The 22720-nt window shown below is 37.9% G+C and carries 26 protein-coding genes; 19 read left to right on the top strand and 7 right to left on the bottom strand.

Going from position 1 to position 22720, the window contains the following annotated elements:
• Positions 1-84 precede the first annotated feature (84 nt).
• The 4 genes from EV200_RS12910 to EV200_RS12925 are packed head-to-tail and all read left to right on the top strand — an operon-like array spanning position 85 to position 4564.
• Entirely contained in the window at positions 85-555 is a 471-nt protein-coding gene (locus EV200_RS12910; RefSeq protein WP_229676717.1) for a (2Fe-2S)-binding protein, read from the top strand.
• Positions 548-1567: an FAD binding domain-containing protein gene (locus tag EV200_RS12915; protein ID WP_132533219.1), complete on the top strand. Its 1020-nt coding sequence runs from the start codon at positions 548-550 to the stop codon at positions 1565-1567. The genes EV200_RS12910 and EV200_RS12915 overlap by 8 nt, the downstream gene beginning before the upstream one ends.
• Positions 1568-1573: 6 nt before the next feature.
• The gene (locus EV200_RS12920; RefSeq protein WP_229676716.1) at positions 1574-3826 is read left to right on the top strand and encodes a xanthine dehydrogenase family protein molybdopterin-binding subunit; all 2253 of its coding nucleotides are present in this window, start codon (positions 1574-1576) and stop codon (positions 3824-3826) included.
• 39 nt (positions 3827-3865) lie between these two features.
• Positions 3866-4564: a DUF2490 domain-containing protein gene (locus EV200_RS12925; protein WP_132533220.1), complete on the top strand. Its 699-nt coding sequence runs from the start codon at positions 3866-3868 to the stop codon at positions 4562-4564.
• Positions 4565-4578: 14 nt separating this feature from the next.
• On the opposite strand, the gene EV200_RS12930 is transcribed toward EV200_RS12925, so the two are convergent.
• From EV200_RS12930 to modA, 3 genes are read right to left on the bottom strand one after another with little or no spacing between them, the layout of a single operon-like run.
• Positions 4579-5196, bottom strand: coding sequence for an ATP-binding cassette domain-containing protein (locus EV200_RS12930; protein WP_132533221.1), 618 nt, complete (start codon positions 5194-5196; stop codon positions 4579-4581).
• On the bottom strand, positions 5193-5864 hold the full coding sequence (gene modB, locus EV200_RS12935; RefSeq protein WP_132533222.1) for a molybdate ABC transporter permease subunit: 672 nt from the start codon (positions 5862-5864) through the stop codon (positions 5193-5195). Before modB ends, EV200_RS12930 begins: the two co-directional genes overlap by 4 nt.
• Positions 5864-6649 (bottom strand): molybdate ABC transporter substrate-binding protein, encoded by a 786-nt coding sequence (modA, locus tag EV200_RS12940; RefSeq protein WP_132533223.1) that lies wholly within the window; start codon positions 6647-6649, stop codon positions 5864-5866. Before modA ends, modB begins: the two co-directional genes overlap by 1 nt.
• A 227-nt stretch (positions 6650-6876) precedes the next feature.
• On the opposite strand from modA, the gene EV200_RS12945 reads away from it, so the two are divergent.
• The 8 genes from EV200_RS12945 to moaCB are packed head-to-tail and all read left to right on the top strand — an operon-like array spanning position 6877 to position 13508.
• Positions 6877-7992 (top strand): XdhC family protein, encoded by a 1116-nt coding sequence (locus EV200_RS12945; RefSeq protein ID WP_132533224.1) that lies wholly within the window; start codon positions 6877-6879, stop codon positions 7990-7992.
• The gene (locus tag EV200_RS12950) at positions 7992-8576 is read left to right on the top strand and encodes a nucleotidyltransferase family protein (protein ID WP_132533225.1); all 585 of its coding nucleotides are present in this window, start codon (positions 7992-7994) and stop codon (positions 8574-8576) included. The genes EV200_RS12945 and EV200_RS12950 overlap by 1 nt, the downstream gene beginning before the upstream one ends.
• Positions 8576-9556 (top strand): GTP 3',8-cyclase MoaA, encoded by a 981-nt coding sequence (moaA, locus tag EV200_RS12955; RefSeq protein WP_132533226.1) that lies wholly within the window; start codon positions 8576-8578, stop codon positions 9554-9556. Before EV200_RS12950 ends, moaA begins: the two co-directional genes overlap by 1 nt.
• Positions 9557-10759, top strand: a complete 1203-nt coding sequence (locus EV200_RS12960) for a molybdopterin molybdotransferase MoeA (RefSeq protein WP_132533227.1) — start codon at positions 9557-9559, stop codon at positions 10757-10759. It begins immediately after the preceding gene.
• 48 nt (positions 10760-10807) lie between these two features.
• A complete protein-coding gene (locus EV200_RS12965) occupies positions 10808-11041 on the top strand; it encodes a MoaD/ThiS family protein (RefSeq protein ID WP_132533228.1) in 234 nt (77 codons plus the stop codon).
• Positions 11042-11046: 5 nt separating this feature from the next.
• A complete protein-coding gene (locus EV200_RS12970; RefSeq protein WP_132533229.1) occupies positions 11047-12153 on the top strand; it encodes a ThiF family adenylyltransferase in 1107 nt (368 codons plus the stop codon).
• A gap of 1 nt (position 12154) precedes the next feature.
• Complete coding sequence (locus EV200_RS12975) at positions 12155-12598, top strand: molybdenum cofactor biosynthesis protein MoaE (protein ID WP_132533230.1); 444 nt, start codon at positions 12155-12157, stop codon at positions 12596-12598.
• 1 nt (position 12599) lies between these two features.
• Entirely contained in the window at positions 12600-13508 is a 909-nt protein-coding gene (gene moaCB, locus EV200_RS12980) for a bifunctional molybdenum cofactor biosynthesis protein MoaC/MoaB (protein WP_132533231.1), read from the top strand.
• Positions 13509-13584: 76 nt separating this feature from the next.
• On the opposite strand, the gene EV200_RS12985 is transcribed toward moaCB, so the two are convergent.
• The 4 genes from EV200_RS12985 to EV200_RS13000 form a co-directional block, all read right to left on the bottom strand.
• Complete coding sequence (locus EV200_RS12985; protein ID WP_132533232.1) at positions 13585-15093, bottom strand: S41 family peptidase; 1509 nt, start codon at positions 15091-15093, stop codon at positions 13585-13587.
• 2 nt (positions 15094-15095) lie between these two features.
• On the bottom strand, positions 15096-15707 hold the full coding sequence (locus EV200_RS12990; protein WP_132533233.1) for an HAD family hydrolase: 612 nt from the start codon (positions 15705-15707) through the stop codon (positions 15096-15098).
• A 3-nt stretch (positions 15708-15710) separates the two neighbouring features.
• A complete protein-coding gene (locus tag EV200_RS12995) occupies positions 15711-16190 on the bottom strand; it encodes an ATP-grasp domain-containing protein (RefSeq protein WP_132533234.1) in 480 nt (159 codons plus the stop codon).
• A gap of 76 nt (positions 16191-16266) precedes the next feature.
• Positions 16267-16917 (bottom strand): ABC transporter ATP-binding protein, encoded by a 651-nt coding sequence (locus EV200_RS13000; protein ID WP_132533235.1) that lies wholly within the window; start codon positions 16915-16917, stop codon positions 16267-16269.
• A gap of 243 nt (positions 16918-17160) precedes the next feature.
• On the opposite strand from EV200_RS13000, the gene EV200_RS13005 reads away from it, so the two are divergent.
• The 7 genes from EV200_RS13005 to sucC all read left to right on the top strand — a co-directional run bounded on the left by EV200_RS13005 (position 17161) and on the right by sucC (position 22562).
• Positions 17161-17796: a hypothetical protein gene (locus EV200_RS13005; RefSeq protein WP_132533236.1), complete on the top strand. Its 636-nt coding sequence runs from the start codon at positions 17161-17163 to the stop codon at positions 17794-17796.
• Position 17797: 1 nt separating this feature from the next.
• Positions 17798-18094, top strand: coding sequence for a winged helix-turn-helix domain-containing protein (locus EV200_RS13010; protein WP_132533237.1), 297 nt, complete (start codon positions 17798-17800; stop codon positions 18092-18094).
• Between the two features lie 60 nt (positions 18095-18154).
• Positions 18155-18439, top strand: coding sequence for a hypothetical protein (locus EV200_RS13015; protein WP_132533238.1), 285 nt, complete (start codon positions 18155-18157; stop codon positions 18437-18439).
• 25 nt (positions 18440-18464) lie between these two features.
• A complete protein-coding gene (locus EV200_RS13020; protein ID WP_132533239.1) occupies positions 18465-20036 on the top strand; it encodes a DUF4153 domain-containing protein in 1572 nt (523 codons plus the stop codon).
• Positions 20037-20084: 48 nt separating this feature from the next.
• On the top strand, positions 20085-20393 hold the full coding sequence (locus EV200_RS13025; protein WP_132533240.1) for a hypothetical protein: 309 nt from the start codon (positions 20085-20087) through the stop codon (positions 20391-20393).
• Between the two features lie 86 nt (positions 20394-20479).
• On the top strand, positions 20480-21184 hold the full coding sequence (locus EV200_RS13030) for a hypothetical protein (protein ID WP_132533241.1): 705 nt from the start codon (positions 20480-20482) through the stop codon (positions 21182-21184).
• Between the two features lie 178 nt (positions 21185-21362).
• On the top strand, positions 21363-22562 hold the full coding sequence (gene sucC / locus EV200_RS13035) for an ADP-forming succinate--CoA ligase subunit beta (protein WP_132533242.1): 1200 nt from the start codon (positions 21363-21365) through the stop codon (positions 22560-22562).
• Positions 22563-22720 lie beyond the last annotated feature (158 nt).

The following is a 22720-nucleotide window of genomic DNA, read 5'->3' on the forward strand; positions in this document are numbered from 1 at the left end:
TGACCTAAATCACCTCACACAAAACTTTTCTGAATACCGTCAGTTATGTATTTGGGTATCTCCGAACTACAAAACAGATTTACAATGACAAAAACGACACTGACCGTTAACCAACAGCGTTACGAGCTGAACCTGCTTCCATGGGTTTCATTGCTTGATGCTTTACGTGATCATCTTAAACTTACAGGAACAAAAAAGGGTTGCGATCATGGCCAATGTGGCGCGTGTACCATTATTTGTGATGGCAAACGAATTTTAAGCTGTTTAACCCTGGCCGTGATGAAGAATGATTCTGAAATCACGACGATTGAAGGCATTGCCGGAGACGAATCCCTCCACCCTATTCAACAGGCTTTTATCGATCATGATGCATTTCAATGTGGTTATTGCACACCCGGACAAATCTGTAGCGCCATTGGTATGTTACAGGAAGGTCATGCCCACACCCGTGAAGAAGTTCAGGAATTGATGAGTGGCAACTTATGCCGATGTGGTGCCAACATTGGGATTATCGATGCCATTATGCAGGTTAAAGATGGAGGTACCCATGAATAATTTCGAATATAAACAGGCTACTGATACCAAGGATGCGATAGATTTGCTGAGTCATTCGCCTGAAGCTGCATTTGTTGCCGGTGGCACGAACATCATCGATCTTTGGAAGTACAACCTGACCAATCCATCTAGTCTGATCGATATCAATCACTTGCATGAAAATGCTGAAATTTCAATGCTGGAAAATGGCAAAACCCGTTTGGGTGCTGCCGTAAAAAATGCAGACACCGCATACCATCCTTTAATCGGGCAAAAATACCCACTGCTTTCCAAAGCAATTCTAGCAGGTGCATCTGCACAAATCAGAAATATGGCCAGCAATGGTGGCAACCTGTTACAGCGTACCCGTTGCTATTATTTTTACGATCCTGATGTACCCTGCAATAAACGTAATCCAGGCTCTGGTTGTCCGGCAAAGGCTGGATATAATAGAATACATGCCATTTTGGGTACAAGTGAGGCATGTATTGCGGTTTTCCCTTCGGATATGTGTATTGCACTTGCCGCACTGGAAGCTACTGTAAATATTAGCGGGCCAAATGGTGAACGCAACATCCCTTTTTCACAATTTCACCGTTTACCTGGCGACAGACCTGATCTGGATAATACGTTAGAACCGGGAGAAATTATTACATCTATCGATTTACCTGAAGAAGGTTTTGCAGATAACTATTCCTATTTAAAATTGAGAGACCGCCATTCTTACGCTTTTGCTTTGGTATCGGTAGCGACAGCGCTAAAGCTCAATGGAAACATAATCGAATCAGCAAGAATTGCCTTAGGCGGCGTAGCCCATAAACCCTGGCGTAATGTTGAAGCAGAGGAATTTCTAAAAAACAAGGAGGCAAACGCAGAAAATTTTTCAGCAGCAGCTGATATTATTTTACGTGATGCAAAAGGCTTTGGATACAATGATTTTAAAATAGCACTTTCCAGAAAAGCAATTATCCGAAATGGTTTAATGGCTTTAAATCCAACTAGTCAGTTACCCGGCGCACAGCCATCAGCATAATATTTTATGAAACACACGGAAATGGACACGAATAAAACTGTAGGTAAACCAATTAGCCGTTTAGAAGGTAAACTTAAAGTAACTGGTACGGCTAAATATGCTGCCGAATATGATGTTGACAATTTACTTTATGGCTATGTGGTAAACAGCACCATCACCAAAGGAAAGATTTTAAGTATTGATGTGAGTAAAGCAATGGCCTTACCTGGCGTAACAGAAGTACTTTCGCATAAAAACAGAACTAAACTGGCCTGGTTCGATTTGCAGTATACCGATATGGATGCCCCTCCGGGAACTGTTTTCAAGCCTTTTTATGATGAAAATATTTTATATAACGGCCAGCCAATTGCATTAGTGGTAGCTGAAAATTTTGAGATGGCGCGCTATGCAGCCACGCAGATAACTTTTGAATATAGCGAAGAACCTTTTCAAACCTGTCTCGATAATAATCTTCATTCCTCAAGAGTAGCTAAAAAAGGTTTTGCAACAGCATTAAAACCACCTCCGCCACCGCCAACAGGTGACTTTGAAAAAGCCTACCAAAATGCTACAATAAAAGTTGAAACCGAATATCGTCATGGTACTGAACATCATAATCCAATCGAACTGTTCGCAACCACCACAGTTTATGAAGGCGATGGTAAACTCACCATATACGATAAAACGCAAGGCACAATCAATAACCAGCTTTATGTAGCCAATATATTTGGTCTTAAATATAAAAATGTACGTGTACTCGCACCATTTGTAGGTGGTGGATTTGGTTCAGGCCTTCGCCCGCAATACCAGCTATTTTTATGTGTAATGGCGGCACTTCACCTCAAAAGAAATGTTCGGGTGGTTTTAGACCGAAAACAAATGTTTTCATTTTCCCACCGCCCGCCAACTGTGCAAAACCTTCGCTTTGCAACTGATACCGATGGCAAGCTTACGGCAATGAATCATTTATCAAAAAGTGAAACCTCTTCTTTTGAAGATTATTTTGAACCCATAGCTTCCTGGAGTCATAGGCTTTACCCGGCTTCAAACACCTTATTTGAACAGGAACTTGTTCCGCTGGATGTTTATACACCAATGGATATGCGGGCACCGGGAGGAAGCACGGCCTTACATGCTATTGAGTGCACCATGGATGAATTGGCCTACAAACTGGATATGGATCCGTTGGAATTGCGGTTAATCAATTATACGGAAATGGATCCATCAGCAGAAAAACCGTATACCAGTAAAGCCCTGAAAGCATGTTATCTCGAAGCCGCAGAGAAATTTGGGTGGGAAAAGCGGACGCCAAAACCTAGAAGTATGGAACGTGGCAATAAACTGGTTGGTTATGGGATGGCTACCGGAATCTGGGATGCTTTTCAATTTCCATCGCGTGTGGAAGCCATGATTACGGCAGATGGAAAAATGATACTCAATAATGCAGTAACTGATATTGGTACCGGAACTTTTACGGTGATGACACAAATTGCAGCCGATGAACTTGGTCTTCCGATGGATGATGTAGATTTTCGATATGGAGATAGTAAAAAGCCATTTTCTATGTTTCAAGGTGGCTCGGCAATGACTTCTTCTACCGGCGTAGCCATTGTAGTGGCAGCAAAAGAGCTCAGAAAGAAATTACTAAAAAAGGCTAAAGAAATGACTGATTCTCCATTCAAAAAGGTGGAAGACAATGAGGTTACTTTCAAAAATGGCACGATTGCTTTAAATCAGAATCCAAATGTTACGGTTTCTTTTAAAGAAATTATTGCTTTCAACAAAGGTAAAACCATTAAAACCACCAACATGGGTAAGCCACACTTGCTGAAACTTAAAAAATATAGCATGGCTACGCATAGCGCCTCCTTTGTTGAAGTGGAGGTTGACAAAGATCTGGGCACAGTTACCGTAACCCGGGCAGTTACCGCAGTTGCAGCAGGAAAAATCATCAATCCTAAAACGGCTAAAAGTCAGATTTATGGATCAATGGTATGGGGAATCAGCAAGGCACTTCATGAAGAAACCATTATGGATGAAAAACTGGGCAAATACATGAATACTAATTTAGGTGAATACCATATTCCTGTTCATGCAGATATCCAACAGCTTGATGTGATTTTTGCCGAGGAAAATGATGAAGTAATTAATGAACTTGGTGTAAAAGGCGTTGGTGAAATTGGACTTGTGGGTATGCCTGCCGCCATTTCAAATGCCATTTATCATGCAACAGGAAAACGCATTTATAAATTACCTATTCATTTCGATGAACTGTTATGAGTTTCATCACATCCATACACATGCCAATAACCTTTATAAATGAGCATTAGAAAATGTTGGGTGATGGCAATTTTATGCCTGATTGCATTTCATACAGCCGCCCAGACTGAAAATACAGGGTGGCTGTTTATTTCCCACAGTCAGAAAATTAATCAAAAATTTGATGTCCTTGCCGATGTACAGTTTCGATCGTCAGATCAGTTGAGTGATTTTTCGGCATTGCTCCTGCGGACTGCCTTAAATTACAATTTCAATAAACACCATGCTGTTGCTGTTGGCTATGCCTTTTTAGGTAAATGGGAAAAGGATGATTCAGATCTCAAAGTTTTAAACCCTGAAAACCGGATTTATCAGCAATATCTATTTAATACTAATACTGGACTTACAGAATGGAGTTTGAGATTTCGTCTGGAACAGCGATTGATCACTCAGGAAAGTCAGACCAATTTTTCACAACGGGCCAGATTTTTTGTAGCTGCACAAATCCCACTTTTAGCGAATGAAGAATTTAGCAAGGGCCTTTACACTGGCGTTCAAAATGAATTGTTTCTTAACGTCATCAATAAAAATAACGTGAACGGCCACACATTAGATCAGAATCGTTCATCTGTTTCACTGGGTTATCGGTGGAGCAAAAAAATAGATACAGAATTCGGGTATATGTTCTGGGCACAAAAGGAAGATAAAGATTATTCAAAGACTAATATATGGCAATTGATGATCACGACCAGTTTCTAATTCATTTTAACAGATTAATCTTCCAACCGGAATATTGCAGAAGATTGGTCAAACACTTCGTCATGGTGTGTAACAACCAATACAGTTGTGCCCTGTACTAAAAATAAAGCTTGAAGTTTAGTCATCAATTTACCTTTCAGTTCCTTATCAAGCGCTGAGAAGGATTCATCCATCAGTAATAAAACTGGCTTGGTAGATAAGGCCCTTAAAATGGCGAGTCTTTGTTGTTGTCCACCAGAAAGCTGACCAGGCAAGTGTTGACGGAAATTTTCCATTTCACCCAGCTCAAGTAATTCATTGATATAAGTCTGATCCTTTGTCCCATAAGCTAAATGCGCTTCCACCGTCATATTGGGGAACAATGCATAATCCTGAAAAACGAAACCTACCTTCCTGTCCTGAATTTTTTTAGAGAATTTCTTTTCCGCATCAAACCAGGTGTTACCATTAAATTTAATTGCGCCTAATTCAGGTGTAATCAATCCAGCAATAATTTTTAATAATGTTGTTTTGCCCACGCCAGAAGGTCCGGTAATCCGGGTAATCTTCCCCATGTCGAATTGAGTTTTCACCTTTAAATCCTCCCAACCTTTATAGGTTTTTATACGCTTTGTAATGTCAACTTCTATCATTCGAATGGGTTTTTAACCGCTTTTTTATTAAAGATGAAAACGGCCAGTACAATAGCAAAAGTAATGGCAAAAAGAATTAGCGCATACTGATTAGCGGCATGATAATCCATGGTTTCAACCGCATCATAAATGGCAATAGAGGCCACTTTAGTTACACCGGGAATATTGCCACCAATCATCAATACCACTCCAAATTCACCTAAAGTATGGGCAAATGTAAGAACTGCAGCCGTGTAGATAGAAGCCTTTATATTAGGAAGCAAAACGTAAATAAAAGTTTGCCACCGGGTTTTACCCATGGTGTAAGAAGCCTGTGCCAGCGTTTCAGGCAGATGGCTAAACGCAGATTTTACCGGACTAATCATAAAGGGAAGGCTATAAATAATAGACGCAAAAACCAATCCTTCAAATGAAAAAACAAGCTGGAGGTTTAAATGTTCATGAAGCCATTTTCCAAAACCATTGTTCGGACTAAAAGCCAGAAGCAAATAAAACCCTAAAACGGAAGGAGGCAACACCAGGGGCATCGTAATTAAAGCTTCCAGAATAATTTTAGCCATTGTACTCTTCCCTGAAAGCCAGTAAGCAACCGGAATCCCAATCACTAGAAGTATCGCGGTGGTAATCAGGGCAAGTTTTAGGCTGAGATAAATTGGTTCAAAATCCATTAACTTTTCTTTACTACAGGTAAATGATAACCACTTTTACTGATAATCTGCTGTGCAGAGGCAGAAGAAAGGTAATCGAAAAATTTTGTCGCTTCCTTAAGCTTTCCTTTTTTAGCATAAGTCAGTAAGATTGCCCCTTGTTCTATTTTGCCATAACTTTCAGGGTCTACCCTAGCCCATTTCAATTTTGATTTATCGCTATGCTCATATAGAAATGATTCAGTAGTAAAGCCTAATTCCACAGCTCTCGTTTGAATATAGGTATTCACCTGCGAGATATTTTCCGCATAAACCAAGTTGGAGCTAACCTTGTCTTTTAATTGATAATATTCCAGTGCCTCTTTTGCAGCTTTTCCATATGGCGCTGTTTTTGGATTGGCAACAGCAATTCGCCCCGTCTTCGAGCCAAGCAGCAATTTTGGCCAGTTTTTTAAATCGTGATTGGTTTTCCCACAAATGATTAAACTGCCCAATGCATAAATTTTTGGCTTTAGTAGCCCTAATTGTTTCGCATACAATTGCTCCGGAAACTCAGTATCTGCTGAAAGAAAAATATCGTAAGGTGCGCCATTCATAATTTGGGTTGTCAGTTTCCCTGATGCACCAACTATTGCCTCGGATTTTATTCCGGTTTTCCGCTCAAAATCTTTCTGCAGTCTTTTAATCAGTTGCTGCGCATTTGCCGCAACAGCAATCCGCAAAACTTGTGCAGAAAGCTGTGCATTACCGGCTAAGCAAAATAATAGCGTTAAAATTAAAATTCTAAATGCAGGATTTTTTTTCATGAATGAAAATAAGTGATGCCAATTTCAAATGGCTAATTTAGCTAAATTAACAGGTAATTGGCTTGAGGGTTTTGGTGATGATCAAAAGAGCATTTAGCGTGTTGTTTATTTAAAATTCAAATTTCTTCAAAATATCAAAACATTGACGCTAAACATTGTTTTAATTAAATAGCAAATAACCGATTTCAAAACACAGTGGTTACATTGCTTCATTTGAAAATCGCCCAATGAAAGAAATTGCAGACATTATAAAGGCACATGCGCAAGCCAGGAAAGATGGAAAAAAAACAGCTTTAGCAACAGTGGTCAAAGTGGAGGGATCATCTTATCGCAGACCTGGCGCCCGAATGCTGATTACGGAAGATGGCATCTTAACTGGTGCCATTAGTGGTGGCTGCCTGGAAGGTGATGCCTTAAGAAAGGCACTGAGCGCCATCCACCAGCAGGAAAATAAATTGGTTACTTATGATTCTATGGATGAGGATGATGCTAAATTTGGTGTACAGCTGGGTTGCAACGGAATTGTTTACATCCTTTTCGAACCTATTTTTGATGACCAAGAGGTAAACCCAATTACCATTTTAGCTGAACTCGAAAGTAAACGCAAAAATGCAGCATTGGCCGTATTATTTTCTTTGGAAGGTAAAAAACAAATCGGTACGTACATGTTGCTAAGGCAACATGATCAATTTAAAAATAAAGAAAATGAATACTTCCCATCACTTTCTGATGATCTTCAACAGGTTTTAGCAGAAAAAAAATCAACATTTTTAGATTATAATGCAGGTAAAGAACTCATCACTGCATTCCTAGAATTTATAAGTCCGCCTATTGCGCTGATTATAGCAGGTGCTGGAAATGATGCGCAGCCACTCGCCAATATCGCAGATATCCTGGGTTGGAACGTCACCATAGCCGATGGACGGCTGACACACGCCACGAGTCAACGTTTCCCCAAAGCCAATCAGATTTTAGTCGCCAAACCAGGTCAACTTTTACAGCAGATCACCATTGATGAAAATACCGCATTTGTGTTAATGACGCATAATTATAACTACGATCTGAAATTATTAGATCTGCTCCTCCCTACCAATGCCCCATATATTGGTTCATTGGGGCCTAAAAAGAAATTAATTAGAATGCTGGATGAACTTAACTTAAATACAGATCAAAATCAATCCAGAGTACATGGGCCGATTGGGCTGGATATTGGTGCAGAAACGGCTGAAGAAATTGCCATTTCGATTGTAGCAGAAATTAAGGCCGTTTTATCTGGCGCAACTGCGGGTAGATTAAAGGAAAAAATTGCCCCAATTCACGTTCATGAAATTAAAAATAATTGATGGATACGGGTATCGTAATCCTGGCAGCAGGAAATTCCAGCCGTTTAGGTAGACCGAAGCAGTTGCTGGAATTTAAGCAAAAAACACTTATTGAACACACCATAAATGCTGCACTGCAAACATCTTTTCAACCGATCATCGTAGTACTCGGAGCTTACGCAAACGAAATTCAGGAAAAATTACCAATTGAAGTGAACTTTGTGATCAATGAAAACTGGTCAGAAGGAATGTCATCCAGCATTATTGCCGGGGTATCAGCACTTCTGAAACAATCACCAATGGTCGAAAACATTATTATAGCAGTTTCAGATCAGGCATTTATCACAGCTGAAGTCTTTGAGAAACTAAAACAGAAACAGGTCAATACAAAAAAAGGTATCATTGCAAGCACTTATGTAAAAACAACTGGTACTCCTGTACTGTTCAATAAGGAATACTTCCCTCAACTTTTATCTTTGACCGGAAATAATGGGGCAAAATCAATGTTAAAATTACACGACAATGATGTGGCCATTGTTGCATTTGCGATGGGTAATATTGATATTGATACCGAAACCGATTACAATAATTTAATCAAGCAATAATGATAGCAGATTCATTTGGAAGAGTACATGATTATTTGCGGATATCCTTAACAGATAACTGCAACTTCCGCTGCTTTTATTGCATGCCAGAAGAAGAATACGATTTCACACCTGCTTCCAGATTGATGCAGACAGATGAAATTATCAAACTTGCCAAAGTATTTGTTAGTCAGGGTGTAAAAAAAATCAGGCTTACCGGTGGTGAGCCACTGGTGAGAAAAGATGCAGCAGCCATTATTTCTGCATTGGGTAAACTTCCTGTAGAGCTGGTCATCACCACCAATGGAACCCGGGTTGCAGAAATGCTTCCGGTATTGAAAGAGGCTGGCATAAAGACCATCAATATTAGTCTGGATACACTTCAGGCAGAAAAATTTATGCTCATTACCCGCCGTGATGTTTTCCATCAGGTACGCAGCAATATTGAGTTACTTTTACATGAAAAAATCACCGTCAAAATTAATATGGTGGTGATGAAAGGACTCAATGATGGTGAAATTAAAGATTTTATAGACTGGACGAAACACAATCCGATTCAGATCAGGTTCATTGAATTTATGCCTTTTAGTGGCAATAAATGGACCAGCAATAAAATGTTTTCGCTTCAGGAAATTCTAACAGCGGTTGAAAAAGACTTTACGGTATTACCTGTTGAAGGTGCTCCTCACGATACGGCCAAACATTTTATGATTCCCGGCCATGAAGGTTCTTTTGCCATTATAAGTACCATGACGGCTCCTTTTTGTAGTACGTGCAACAGGATGCGCCTTACCGCCGATGGAAAGTTGAAGAATTGCCTGTTCTCTAATGGAGAAACAGATTTACTAACTGCCCTGAGAAATGATGAAGACGTACTTCCATTAATTATGGCCTCCATCTGGGAGAAAAAGAAAGCACTAGGAGGTCAGCTCATTTCACATTTTGAATCTTTAGATGCAGCAGCCATCAATAATCGAAGTATGATCACAATTGGAGGATAAATGATTACAGTAGACCAGGCAAAACAAATCATTCTTGATAACATTACCATATTAGATCCGCTAAAAACACCATTACAAGAAGCATCCGGACATGTTTTAGCAGAAGATGTTTATGCTGCATATGATATTCCTGCATTCAGGCAATCATCTATGGATGGCTATGCGATAAAATTTGAACCAGCGTTAAAGACCTATACGCTGGTTGGGGAAATGGCTGCTGGCACCAGTCAATCCATTACCATTACCAATGGTGAAACCAGCCGGATTTTTACGGGCGCACCACTGCCGGAAGGTGCTGACACTGTAGTGATGCAGGAAAAAATTAACCTTTCTGCAAATCAAATTACTGTGGAAGACCCAAAAATCGCTAAAGGTTTAAATGTTCGTGAAAAAGGTGCTGAAATTAAAGCCGGAGCATTGGCAATGCAGACCGGAAGTTTACTCACACCAGCTGCTCTGGGCTTTTTGGCCGGAATCGGCATCAGTGAAGTAAAAGTTTTTCCAATGCCAAAGGTAACTATTGTGCTCACAGGAAATGAGTTACGGCAACCGGGAAATCCACTGGCATTTGGCCAGGTTTACGAATCTAATTCTTATTCCTTATCTGCGGCGTTGAAGTTGGAAGGTATTCAGCACATAGAAGTACTATGGGTAAATGATAACCTTGAATCATTGATAGAAACCATGCATATGGCACTAAATCAAAGTGACGTAGTGCTTTTAACCGGAGGTGTAAGTGTGGGTGACTATGATTTTGTAATTGCTGCCGCAGCACAATGTGGAATAGCACAAAAATTCCATAAGATTAAACAGAAGCCGGGTAAACCCCTGTTTTTCGGCACTCAAAACCGTAAACTTGTTTTTGGTTTGCCCGGAAATCCATCTTCTGTTTTAAGCTGTTATTATAATTATGTTTTACCCGCCATTAAGGCCTTATCAAATCTACCAAACAGCATGGTTGAAGTGGAAGCAGAACTAGAGACTGATTATGAAAAACCCCTCGGACTAACCCATTTTTTAAAGGGAATTTACACAAACGGGAAAGCAAAACCATTAAATGCGCAAGAGTCATTTCGTTTGAGTTCATTTGCACATTCCAATTGCCTCATTCGTTTGAGAGAAGACCAACAGCATTTTGTGGCTGGAGAAAAGATAACAGTGATGTTACTTCCTGACCAAAGTAAAGCTTATAAGAATGACTAATCTAATGATTTTTCAAAATGATAGAAAAATTTTAAAATGGAAATGAATATGAAATTAGAGATCATCAGTTTTGGTAAAATATCTGAATTTATCGGCCATCAGCAGGTGGAGATTTCAAATGTTACGGATACTGATCAGTTGAAAAGCTATCTGGAAACATCATTTCCCGAATTGGTCGGCATGAAATATAAACTGGCGGTTAATCAAAACATGATACAATCCAATCAATCCCTTAAAAACGAAGATAAAGTGGCCATTATGCCACCATTTTCTGGAGGTTAACAGTAATGGATAATGAGCGTTACAGCAGGCAACTGATTTTAAAAGGCTTTGGAGCCACGGCACAAAATAAACTCATCAATTCACGCGTATTGGTGGTTGGTGCTGGTGGATTGGGCTGTCCAATATTGCAATACCTGGCCGCAGCAGGCATCGGGACAATAGGAATAGTGGATGATGATACCATTTCACTGTCCAATCTGCATAGGCAAATTATTTTCACTACAGAAGACCTTGACCAACCTAAAGTAAAAGTTGCCGCTAAAAGGTTGGGATTGGTAAGTCCAGAAATTTCCATTGTGGAACATCAACTTCGGCTGGATAAAAATAATATATTCAACATTATAGAAAGCTACGATGTTGTGATCGATGGTACCGATAATTTCGACTCAAGATACATCATTAACGATGCCTGTACATTTCTTCAAAAACCATTAATCTTTGCAGCTGTATCTGGTTTTGAGGGCCAGCTGGCTATTTTTAATGTAAAAGATAAACAAGGTGTTGCAACCAATTACCGTGACATCTTCCCTACTCCACCAGCACCTGGCGAAATTCAAAATTGCGCAGAAAATGGCGTATTGGGCGTGCTGCCTGGAATTATAGGTACAATGGCTGCAGCAGAAACCATTAAGCTGATTGCCGGAATCGGTCAGCCTTTGATTAACACCTTGCTTCATTATAATCTGCTCACGCAAACACAATACACCTTAAATATTTCTGTTGGTCATGATTATGTTTTACCAAAAAGCAAAGCTGATTTTATATTGATGGATGAAAACCAGTCACATTCCAATGCACCTATTTATGAAGAGATCGATATAAAAAGGATGCTGTTGTTGAGAGAGCAAGATTTGGCTTTGGTAATTGATGTAAGGGAAAAACATGAATTTCCGATTCTGGATCAAGATAAATTCTTACAGGTACCAATGTCTGAATTTAATACCTTTATCCAAAACAATATTGAAGCTGAAAGCATTGTATTGCTTTGCCAGCATGGTATCAGAAGCATTGCCGCGGCAGAATTGCTTCAGGAAAAATACGGTGCAGCAAAGAAAATTTATAGCTTAAAAGGAGGCATTGCAAAATGGAAAGACCATTTTCTAAAAAGATAAAATGAGTGAAAAAAAAATAAAAAACATCTTTGTAAATGGTGCGATTAGTCCGGCATTTATTGCTGACAGTATCGCAAAGCATGCAACAAAAACAGCTATTGGTGGTCACAGCATTTTCATGGGACAGATTAGAAGAGATGAGATAAACGGTAAATTTGTAGCAGGCATTGATTATACGGCTTACGAAGAATTGGCGCTTTCACAAATGGATGCAATTAGGGAAGAGATTTTTTTGAAATACCCGTTAAACTGTATGCATGTGCACCATAGTTTAGGAATGATAAGTGCGGGCGAAATCTGTTTATTTGTATTCACCTCATCTGCTCACCGTAAACCTGCAATAGAAGCCTGTAATGAACTGGTGGAACGTATTAAGGCAGAACTCCCGATCTGGGGTAAAGAAATATTTGAAGACGATACCCATCAGTGGAAAGAAAACATTTAATATGGTAAATATTACGAAAAAATCAAACTCCTTGCGGATTGCGGTGGCTAGTGCTACAGTAAAAGTTTCAAAACAGGAAACAATCGATGCCATTGTGCAAAGAAAAATCCCTAAAGGAGATGTTTTTGAATTTGCCCGTGCTGCTGGTCTATTTGGTGTAAAAAAAACCAGTGATGTTATTCCAGACTGTCACCCATTGCCTATTGAATTTACATCCATCACCTACGAAATTGTGGATTTAATGATCCTGATTAAAGTGGAAGTACATACCATTTATAAAACTGGAGTGGAAGTTGAGGCCATGCATGGTGCTTCCGTTACTGCGTTAACCATGTACGATATGTTAAAGCCTATAGACAAGGGCGTAGAAATACAAAATATCCGTTTACTTCAAAAGTCTGGAGGCAAATCAGATTTTAAATACCTGAAGTTCCCTGAAATTAAGGCTGCAGTAGTGGTGTGTTCAGATTCTGTTTTTCAACAAATAGCTGAAGATTATTCTGGTAAAGCCATTATGAGTCGATTGGAACAATTTGGCATTGCTACGACAGAATACACTATTGTTCCTGATGAAATTGAAGTGATCCAAAATACAACTAAAGAGCTGGTGAGCAAGGAGATTAATCTGCTAATTTTAACAGGAGGAACAGGCTTGTCACCACGTGATGTTACTCCCGAAGCCATCAGTCCGCTTATTGAACGCAAAATTGATGGTGTTATGGAAACTGCCAGAAATTACGGACAGGAGCGAATGCCTTATGCAATGCTATCAAGAGGTATTGCAGGATTTATTGGTGATACGTTGGTGTTAACTTTCCCAGGATCAAAAAATGGCGTAGAAGAATATATGGATGCATTATTCCCACAAATTCTGCATCTTTTCAAAATTAATAAAGGGCAAAAGCATTAAGATTTTATATAGTAAAAAAAAGCAGTATCATCTTTTTAAAAATGATACTGCCTTCGCATATTAAATGATCTTATTTTTACTTCAATTTCATCTTTCTGGTTTCCACCATTCCTTTAAATTCATGGTCTAATTGTTCATTAGTATGATCAATCAATGCTCTGGAAGCACCAGATGTACTACTTAATGTTTTTTCTTTTATAAACGAGGTAAAGCTTCCCGTAGCCGAATAATTGAGAGCCTGCGCAAGTAAACTTTCTGAGGCATCACCAAAATCCCTTGTTAAATCGTCAGCAATGTCCTTATCAACGGTCATCCCATCAAAGTAATCGCCAAAGTCAGCCTGATTTTTGGTCTGAAACTGGGGAATGTATAAATCGTTCTTATCTATACGAAGAGAAAAGAAACCTACAGGTTTTCCATAAGTTTTACGACCAATTAATTTCACATCCATTACTGGCTTTAAATTATTAATCAGTAATTCACTTGCAGAAGCCGTTCCACTGGTTACCAGGAAATAAACTCTGGAGATTCCGTTAAGCGATCCCCTCTTTTTAAAAAATTCTTGATTTCCTGCGGCCGCAATGGGCTGATAATCATAATCGAACATAGAATACAAACGCTTTACACCATCTGAAGTCGTTTGATAAAACTTTTGGTTTTGAAGGATGGTAGCTTTTTTATCCTGCATGGTTTTGGTCCAATATGTAGTGTACATAATTTTACCATTTTGTGTAGATGGTGCGATTAAATTAGTAAATGCCTCAGAGGTAGCAACAGAACCGCCACCATTATAACGCAAATCAACAACCAGTTCCGTAATTCCATCAGTCGCAAATTTACTGAATGCGGCATCAAGCAAAGGAACAGAGTTTGTAGTAAAACTGTTAAACACTACATAACCAATCTTCTTTGCTCCTACTGTATAAGTATTACTAAATAATATTGGGTTGATGTTGTAAGCACCTCTGTTAATAACCAGATTTTGAACAGTTTGATCTGCCTTTGTAATGGTTAATGAAACGGATGCGTTACTACCAAATACACCATCATTAATATTATCGATATCAGATTGGCTTGTTCTCAAAGTAGTCCGACCGTTAACTTTGGTGATAATATCTCCTCTTTTTAATCCGGCAACTGCTGCCGGAGAGGTTGCGTAAACATATTTTACACGTAAGATGTTAGCCCCATCATAATTAACTGAAAATCCATAATCGCCACTTACCCCACCAAGTTCTCCGGCAACTGTACCATCATCAATGAAAGAATATTTATCCTTTCCACCCGTGCTGGGTAATGCCTTTAAAGCAGCTAAAACCTGCTCATTGCTACTGTATTTTCTAGGATTGAAATCATCGTAGGATGGCATCCCGATATTCCAAAAATAGGTTTGCTTTGCATACAAGAAAATTGAATCTTTGGTTAACTCTGCCCGGTTGGTTGTGGGCGTTTGAAGGGTATTGGATTCAGTGGTTTGACTCGGCGATTCATCTGCAGAGTTGTTTTTTTTACAAGAGGTGATTAACCCGAAGGACATCATCAGAAAACACAAAATATTTTTTTGCGAATAAACTTTTTTCAGCATATTTATTTGAAAATTTCTAGTGAGCTAATATACTGCAAATTAACAATTTTAGCCTGTGGCTCATCAAAATTATTTGCACCGATAACTAACACCTCATCAGCCAATAAATTATTGTCATTTAGGATGTTCTGAAAAATTTCTGATTTCTGTAGTTTCAATTCATCAGTGAAATAAACGGTGAGGTATTGCTCAAGTCCATTCCATTCCGTTTGCTTAATTTTATTCAGTTGCTGTTCCGGATTTCCGGCAGTTACAATAAAGATTTTTTTCCTGTTCACCACCAGCTCCTGCATCAAATCTAACATGGTTTGATACAATAATAATTTTAAAGGTAAACGGGCATTTTGATGTAGCAACTCAAAGTTATATCTGTATTTAGCGTCAATTCCAAATTGGGCAGCTGTTTTATCAAAAAGTTCATCAACACCATTTTGTTTAAATTCAGCCTGTAAAAAGGCTAAAGTAGCTCCTGCATCCTTTTGTTCAGTGTATTCAATAAATTGAGCAAACAGATAATATACCTGTAGCAGATAATCTTTTTCTGGAAACAAAACATCATCCAATTCAAAAATTACGGCTTCTTTGTTTTTTAAAACTGCTGCGATATCCATCATTTGCTAAACTGTAAAAAGTTTTAATTCATCATCAGGAGAGTTATAACCGAACACACCATTTAATTCATCTTCACGACGAATAAAAATTTCACCTCCGCTAGCGAAAACACATTCACCATGAATAAATACGGCAAAGTTTTTAAAGGTATTTTTTTCGGCAGAGCGGAAAAAATCAATCAATTCTGGTTGAGGTGTTAAAACCTGAATGCCATATTCGCTAAACAATACGGCAGACTTTGCAAGCGGTTCTACCTCATAATCATGAAGCGGAATAATGCTGTCGATTGATTCTGTAATACAAAAATTGAGTAAAAGGTGCGCAATACTATCTTGATTAAGTAAGCCCAAGGAAGTAAAGGCATAATTTTCAGTGATAATGCCGGGTACATCACCATAATCTGCCAATAAAACGAAGTGATTGGGAAAGGCTTTCAAGAGCTTTAACGCTTTCGCACTGTTTCCGCCCGTTATAAGTATTTTCAAAATTTATAAATAGATTGAATAATTAAATGAGTGTTTAAATGAGATAAATGAATGATTGAGTTGTAAGAAATTGATCTTATACAATTAATCCATCTTTCATAGTTACCACTCGATCACTGGTTTTGGCCAAATGTTCATTATGGGTAACAATAACAAATGTTTGCTGAAAATTATCCCTCAAACTCACAAAAAGCTGATGCAAGGCTGATGCATTTTCAGAATCCAGATTTCCCGAAGGCTCATCAGCCAGAATAATAGATGGATTGTTAATTAAAGCCCTGGCAATTGCAATACGCTGTTGCTCACCTCCTGATAACTGATTAGGCTTGTGATTAGCCCTGTCTTTCAGACCAAATAAATCCAACAATTCCAGTGCCCTGGTCTCTGCCTGCTTTTTATTGGTTTTGGCAATAAATGCCGGAATACAAATATTCTCAATGGCACTAAATTCTGGCAACAAGTGATGAAATTGAAATACAAAACCAATATTCTGATTTCGAAACGTGCTTAATAGATCGCCATGGAGTTTGCTAATCACCGATCCTTTTAATTCTACCTCACCCTCATCTGGTTTATCTAGCGTACCTAAGATATGCAATAATGTACTTTTCCCTGCACCAGAAGGCCCTATGATACTCACGATCTCTCCTTTTTGCACTTCAAAATTCACCCCTTTAAGGATTTGAAGATTCCCATACGACTTTTTTACTCCGGTGGCTTTTAGCATGCCGTAAAAATAGTTAAAAGTTGCAAATGTTAAGGAATGTTTTAAGGGAAAGACTAGAGCTGAAAACTAAAGGTAAAAGACCAAAGCTGAAAGACTAAAGGTGAAAGACTAGAGGTGAAAGACTAAAGGCTAAAAAACCAAATTCGTATGATCATCTCAAATCGGCACAATCATCTTAAAAGAAAAAATAAATTTGTTATTATCAATTTCTTATTTAACTTTGAAAAACAAAGCACTTTCAAAATGAGCAATCAAGAAGAACAACTAAATACCCTTAAGGATATCAGACAAATGATGGACAGGTCATCCCGTTTCATTTCTTTAAGTGGTTTATCTGGCGTTTTTGCAGGCGGAATTGCCTTAATCGGTGCTTATTTTGCACATGAGGAAATAGAAAAATTCTTTGCCAAAAGAGGTTACAGTTATGGTGTGGAAGGCGAAATAGATCTTGAATTTAACTTAATCAAACTTGGGTTAATTGTATTGTTTGTTGCATTGGCTGGAGGTGTTTTATTTACCTATAGAAAAAGTCAGCAAAATAACCTGCCCATCTGGGATAAAACATCTAAAGCCTTATTATTTAACCTGATGACTCCGCTAGTTGCCGGCGGTTTATTTATTATTGCTTTGCTGGTTAACTATCCAGATACTTACAGCATTATTGCACCAACTTGTTTAATTTTTTATGGTCTTGCACTCATTAATGCGAGTAAATACACCTTTAGCGACATCCGATATCTCGGCTATCTCGAAGTAATACTCGGTTTAATCTGCATGTTTTATATTGGATATGACTTACTCTTCTGGGCATTTGGTTTTGGTGTACTCCACATTATTTATGGCTTGGTGATGTATTTTAAATACGAAAGAGGCGCTTAAGATGAAAAATCCGATAGCAGATTTAAATAAAATTTTCGATAGCAGGATCAGGCTGGGCGTAATGTCTATGCTTGTGGTAAACAATGAAATTAGCTTTAACGACCTGAAACAAATGTTAGAACTTACTGATGGAAATTTGGCTTCGCATTTAAATACTTTGGAGCAGGCCGAATTTATCAAGGTACACAAAGGTTTCATCGGTAGAAAAACCAGCACTACCTACTCCATCACAGCTTTGGGTAAACAAGCCTTTAAAGCCCATTTGGATGCACTTGAAAAAATGATAAAAAAGCTATAAACTATTTTTTTTGACTATTTACTTTGAAATACAAAGCACTTTTAAAAACGAAAAAACGTAATGGAACCACTGATTATACGAATTGGAAAAAAAGCAGCCCTTTGCTCGGCCGCCGTTGGGACATTTCTTCTGCTCGCTTTTCTAATCAGCAAGCAAAATTTATTGATAGCGATAGGTTTAAATGATGTAATGCTTGCTTTCATCATGAATACAATCATTTTACTAGCCTTAATTGCAGCACTTTTCTTAAACACAGCACATTGGAAAAATATTGTGGTAGCCATCGTTTGTGTATTACTCAATATTCCGCTAAGCATCTTATACCTGACCATAATAATTAATTAAAAATAACACCTGTAATCACACCATTATGAAAAACAAACCCAACCTCTTGCTCATTGCCACCATATTCGGTGGCTTGCTGTTCAACTTATTATTCTGGAAAGAAAGACTAGCCTTTAATTTATTGATATACAGCATCTTTATACTGACCATAACCTATTTAAATACAGACATAATGAAGAGCGCAAAATTTAAAATTTTTGGCTTAGCACATCTTATGGCTGCTATTTTAGTTGTGATTAATAATACTGACTTATCTATAGCGACCTATTACATCAGCTTATTGGTGTTTATTGGAATCAGTCATAATCAACAGATTAGAACTTTATTTGCAGCTGGGCTGGCGGCAATTCTTCAGATGATCACTACACCCTACAATGCCATTACTAACCTGAGTAAAATAAGCATAGGCAACTTTAACCTGAAACCTGTTTTTAGATTAATCAAATACATCGTCATCCCCTTCATCGCAGTTATCTTTTTTACTTGCCTTTATGCTGCCGCTAACGAATTATTTGCGCATTACCTACAGACCATTTTAACCAGCATTTTTAATTTTTTTGAAGGTATTCTCCGATTCTTTTTTGAAGACCTGGATATTGAACGCTTCTTTTATTTCTGCTTCGGATTATTGCTGACCAGTGGTTTATTGTTACCCTTACTGAACAAAAGACTTGAAAATGAAGAACTAAAAGCCAGTGAACAATTAAAAAGAATCAGAAGGGGATCGTCACAAAAGACACTATGGTATCTGGTTATGGAAACGTTTGCCGGAAATTTGTTGTCACGAAAAATGGCGCTCAAAACTGAATATATTATCGGTGCAATTATGTTTGTGGCACTCAATATTCTACTGCTCTTGTTAAACACCATCGATATCACTACGCTTTGGTTTGGCTATAAACCAGCAGGTAATTTCTCTGGAGCACTCCATGAAGGCACAAATTCCTTGATTTTCAGTATCATTATGGCAATGGCTGTAATCGCCTACTTCTTCCGTGGGAATTTAAATTTTTATAGCAAAAGCAAAATACTTAAAACGCTTGCCTTCACCTGGATTGTTCAAAATATTATTCTCATTATTTCAGTTTTGATCAGAGATGGATACTACATCGAATTTTATGGTCTTACCCATAAAAGAATTGGGGTATTGGTATTTGCACTGCTCTGCATGATTGGTTTAACTACCGTTTACTTAAAAGTAGCCAAACAAAAAACATTATTTTATCTCCTCAAAATTAACGGAAACATTTGGTTTATGCTGTTATTAGCTTTCAGCACCATAAACTGGGATGTTGCCATCGCAAAATATAACCTGGCACAAAGTGAAAAAATTTCTTTAGACGTAGATTACCTGCTCTCACTTTCGGATAAGACTTTGCCTTTACTGGATCAGAACAGGGCGAAACTACACTATACGCCAGTCAAGGTGCTTGATGAAAGGGAAATTGCCAAACCTCAAAACGCAGATTACTACAGAAACCAACTTGATGAACGAATTGGCTATTTTCAGGAACGGTACGAACAAGAAAGCTGGTTATCATGGAACATGCAAGATTGGAATGCAGCCCAGTATTTTGGGATTAAGCGATCAAATTAAATCGCCCACATTATAAATAGTTATAAAATTCACTTAATTTAATACACCATGACAAATCAACAAACACTTAACCCGTCAAAACTAAGGATCAGAATTATTCTTATGACCACCGCTTTAATTTTGAGCATCCCTTTGGTAGCGATGCAATTTACAAAAGAAGTAAACTGGACACTTTCAGATTTTGTAATTGCAGCAGTGTTATTATTGAGTACCGGCTTAGCAATAGAACTGGTCATCAGGTATGTAAAAACTAATCTTCTAAAAACCATGTTATTAGTGATTATACTCCTTCTTTTGTTTATAACTTGGGTGGAGTTAGCAGTTGGAATATTTGGAACTCCTTTTGCCGGAAGTTAAAGTCATAGAAATACGCTTTTCCTGACGCAGCCTTGTGTCAGGAAATTTCTTTAAGATTATATTATCTCAGTAAATAAATTAACCAAATGAAAAAGAACATCTCAATAGCATTACTCAGCCTCCTTTTAATTGTAGTTGCATCAGCCTGTAATGAAGATGAAAAAACAATTTCAACTACAAAAGCAAGTGCTGGCACAACAAATGTGAATCAGCCGGAAGTACAATATGGGTTGCCCATTATGGTAAAGAACACGGATATATTGATGTATCCTCTAAGTTTAAATAGCAAGGATCAAGATAGTGACAAAAGGGAAGTAAAAAGCATTCACTGGAATTTCATATTTTATAATGTAATATCAGGAACCAAGGATTTCCTTACGAGAGAAAAGTTGATCATCAATAGTTTCCAAATTGGTGATTCAGAAAAGGGAACAAGCAATCAGCCAACATTATCAGATCAGTTTATTTATTATGATATTAACGATGCTGATACTGATGGAGATAAGAAATTGACAAGCAAAGATGCCAATAAGCTTTATTTTTCAACATTGGGAGGAAAGTCATTTATCAGGATAACCCCTAACAATTACACGCTAAGTGGATGGACATTAGACAATAAACATGATCTCATTTTATTAAATTTAATTAAAAATGTAAGTGGTGATAAAAAATCCAATCATCTGCCAGAAGTTGAATATTTCACTTACAATTTGAAAACCGGTATTTTAAAAGCAGTTTTTGATCAAAAATTAAAACATGAAATTGAAAATTTAGCGAAGAAAGTATTGTAATACCCACTAAAATCTAGTGGTTCATCAGAATGAGAAATTAAGTTTTAATAAATTAAGGATCACTTCTATCACACTCTTTTCTCTGATTAACATAAAACCTTCATTTTCTTTAAAAAATCAGTAAATTCTATTTGTTTAAAGGCTTTAGAATTGTAGCTTTGGGCAAATTTTGTAGCAAATGAATATTCACGAATACCAGGGTAAACAAATATTAAAAAGTTTCGGTGTTAACGTTCAAGAAGGAATTGTTGCCGATACTCCGGAGCAAGCTGTTGAAGCGGCCAAGCAATTGAAGATCGATTACAACTCTGATTGGGTAGTAATTAAGGCGCAAATCCACGCTGGTGGTCGCGGTAAAGGTGGAGGTGTTAAATTAGCTAAAAACCTTGATGAAGTTAAACAACGTGCTACTGATATCATTGGTATGCAACTGGTTACACCCCAAACCGGGCCTGAAGGTAAATTGGTGAGTAAGATTTTGGTAGCTCAGGATGTTTATTATCCAGGTGCATCAGAAACTAAAGAATTCTACATCTCCGTATTGTTAGATCGTGCTGCAGGCCGTAACATCATCATGTACAGTACTGAAGGCGGTATGGATATTGAAGAGGTTGCAGAACATACGCCACACTTAATTTTTAAAGAAGAAATTGATCCTAAAGTTGGTTTACAAGGTTTCCAAGCTCGTAAAATAGCTTTCAAATTGGGTTTGAGCGGTGTTGCACACAAAGAAATGGTTAAATTTGTATCCGCTTTATATAAAGCATACGATGCAACTGATTCTGCAATGTTTGAAATTAATCCGGTATTAAAAACAAGTGATGATAAAATTATTGCTGTTGATGCTAAAGTTGATTTAGACGAAAATGCATTATTCCGCCATAAAGATTATGCAGCAATGCGTGATACCATGGAAGAAGATCCAATGGAAGTTGAAGCAAGCGCTTCTAACCTGAACTTTGTTAACCTTGATGGAAACGTAGGTTGTATGGTTAATGGTGCTGGTTTAGCAATGGCCACTATGGATATAATTAAATTGGCTGGTGGTGAGCCCGCTAACTTCTTAGATGTTGGTGGAACTGCCAACGCACAAACAGTTAAAGCGGCTTTCAACATTATTTTGAAAGACCCAAATGTTAAAGCAATTTTAATTAACATTTTTGGTGGTATTGTTCGTTGTGATCGTGTTGCTCAAGGTGTTATTGATGCTTATCAAGAAATTGGAAATATCCCTGTGCCAATCATTTGTCGTTTACAAGGTACAAACGCAGAAGAAGCTAAAAAATTAATTGATGAGTCTGGACTTAAAGTATTCTCAGCAATTGCTTTAAAAGAAGCTGCTGATTTAGTTACAAAAGTACTTGCTGAAAAAGCATAAGAACTGAAGATTAAAAGTTGAAAGATTAAAGCTTAAAATAAGGAAACTGAAAGCTAAGCTATATTCGACTTAATTATATTAAACAGCCTGTTCATCATTGATGAACAGGCTGTTTGCATTTAGACAAATGCTCGCCATAAGTTTCACCATTTCATTTG

Origin of the sequence: Pedobacter psychrotolerans (assembly GCF_004340665.1) — a bacterium.
Lineage (GTDB): Bacteria > Bacteroidota > Bacteroidia > Sphingobacteriales > Sphingobacteriaceae > Pedobacter > Pedobacter psychrotolerans.

Bases quoted from the DNA above. Each gene is read 5' to 3' on its own strand.
- EV200_RS12910 (WP_229676717.1), top strand. From the start codon at position 85: ATGACAAAAACGACACTGACCGTTAACCAACAGCGTTACGAGCTGAAC.
- EV200_RS12915 (WP_132533219.1), top strand. From the start codon at position 548: ATGAATAATTTCGAATATAAACAGGCTACTGATACCAAGGATGCGATA.
- EV200_RS12920 (WP_229676716.1), top strand. From the start codon at position 1,574: ATGAAACACACGGAAATGGACACGAATAAAACTGTAGGTAAACCAATT.
- EV200_RS12925 (WP_132533220.1), top strand. From the start codon at position 3,866: ATGAGCATTAGAAAATGTTGGGTGATGGCAATTTTATGCCTGATTGCA.
- EV200_RS12930 (WP_132533221.1), bottom strand. From the start codon at position 5,196: ATGATAGAAGTTGACATTACAAAGCGTATAAAAACCTATAAAGGTTGG.
- modB (WP_132533222.1), bottom strand. From the start codon at position 5,864: ATGGATTTTGAACCAATTTATCTCAGCCTAAAACTTGCCCTGATTACC.
- modA (WP_132533223.1), bottom strand. From the start codon at position 6,649: ATGAAAAAAAATCCTGCATTTAGAATTTTAATTTTAACGCTATTATTT.
- EV200_RS12945 (WP_132533224.1), top strand. From the start codon at position 6,877: ATGAAAGAAATTGCAGACATTATAAAGGCACATGCGCAAGCCAGGAAA.
- EV200_RS12950 (WP_132533225.1), top strand. From the start codon at position 7,992: ATGGATACGGGTATCGTAATCCTGGCAGCAGGAAATTCCAGCCGTTTA.
- moaA (WP_132533226.1), top strand. From the start codon at position 8,576: ATGATAGCAGATTCATTTGGAAGAGTACATGATTATTTGCGGATATCC.
- EV200_RS12960 (WP_132533227.1), top strand. From the start codon at position 9,557: ATGATTACAGTAGACCAGGCAAAACAAATCATTCTTGATAACATTACC.
- EV200_RS12965 (WP_132533228.1), top strand. From the start codon at position 10,808: ATGAAATTAGAGATCATCAGTTTTGGTAAAATATCTGAATTTATCGGC.
- EV200_RS12970 (WP_132533229.1), top strand. From the start codon at position 11,047: ATGGATAATGAGCGTTACAGCAGGCAACTGATTTTAAAAGGCTTTGGA.
- EV200_RS12975 (WP_132533230.1), top strand. From the start codon at position 12,155: ATGAGTGAAAAAAAAATAAAAAACATCTTTGTAAATGGTGCGATTAGT.
- moaCB (WP_132533231.1), top strand. From the start codon at position 12,600: ATGGTAAATATTACGAAAAAATCAAACTCCTTGCGGATTGCGGTGGCT.
- EV200_RS12985 (WP_132533232.1), bottom strand. From the start codon at position 15,093: ATGCTGAAAAAAGTTTATTCGCAAAAAAATATTTTGTGTTTTCTGATG.
- EV200_RS12990 (WP_132533233.1), bottom strand. From the start codon at position 15,707: ATGATGGATATCGCAGCAGTTTTAAAAAACAAAGAAGCCGTAATTTTT.
- EV200_RS13000 (WP_132533235.1), bottom strand. From the start codon at position 16,917: ATGCTAAAAGCCACCGGAGTAAAAAAGTCGTATGGGAATCTTCAAATC.
- EV200_RS13005 (WP_132533236.1), top strand. From the start codon at position 17,161: ATGAGCAATCAAGAAGAACAACTAAATACCCTTAAGGATATCAGACAA.
- EV200_RS13010 (WP_132533237.1), top strand. From the start codon at position 17,798: ATGAAAAATCCGATAGCAGATTTAAATAAAATTTTCGATAGCAGGATC.
- EV200_RS13015 (WP_132533238.1), top strand. From the start codon at position 18,155: ATGGAACCACTGATTATACGAATTGGAAAAAAAGCAGCCCTTTGCTCG.
- EV200_RS13020 (WP_132533239.1), top strand. From the start codon at position 18,465: ATGAAAAACAAACCCAACCTCTTGCTCATTGCCACCATATTCGGTGGC.
- EV200_RS13025 (WP_132533240.1), top strand. From the start codon at position 20,085: ATGACAAATCAACAAACACTTAACCCGTCAAAACTAAGGATCAGAATT.
- EV200_RS13030 (WP_132533241.1), top strand. From the start codon at position 20,480: ATGAAAAAGAACATCTCAATAGCATTACTCAGCCTCCTTTTAATTGTA.
- sucC (WP_132533242.1), top strand. From the start codon at position 21,363: ATGAATATTCACGAATACCAGGGTAAACAAATATTAAAAAGTTTCGGT.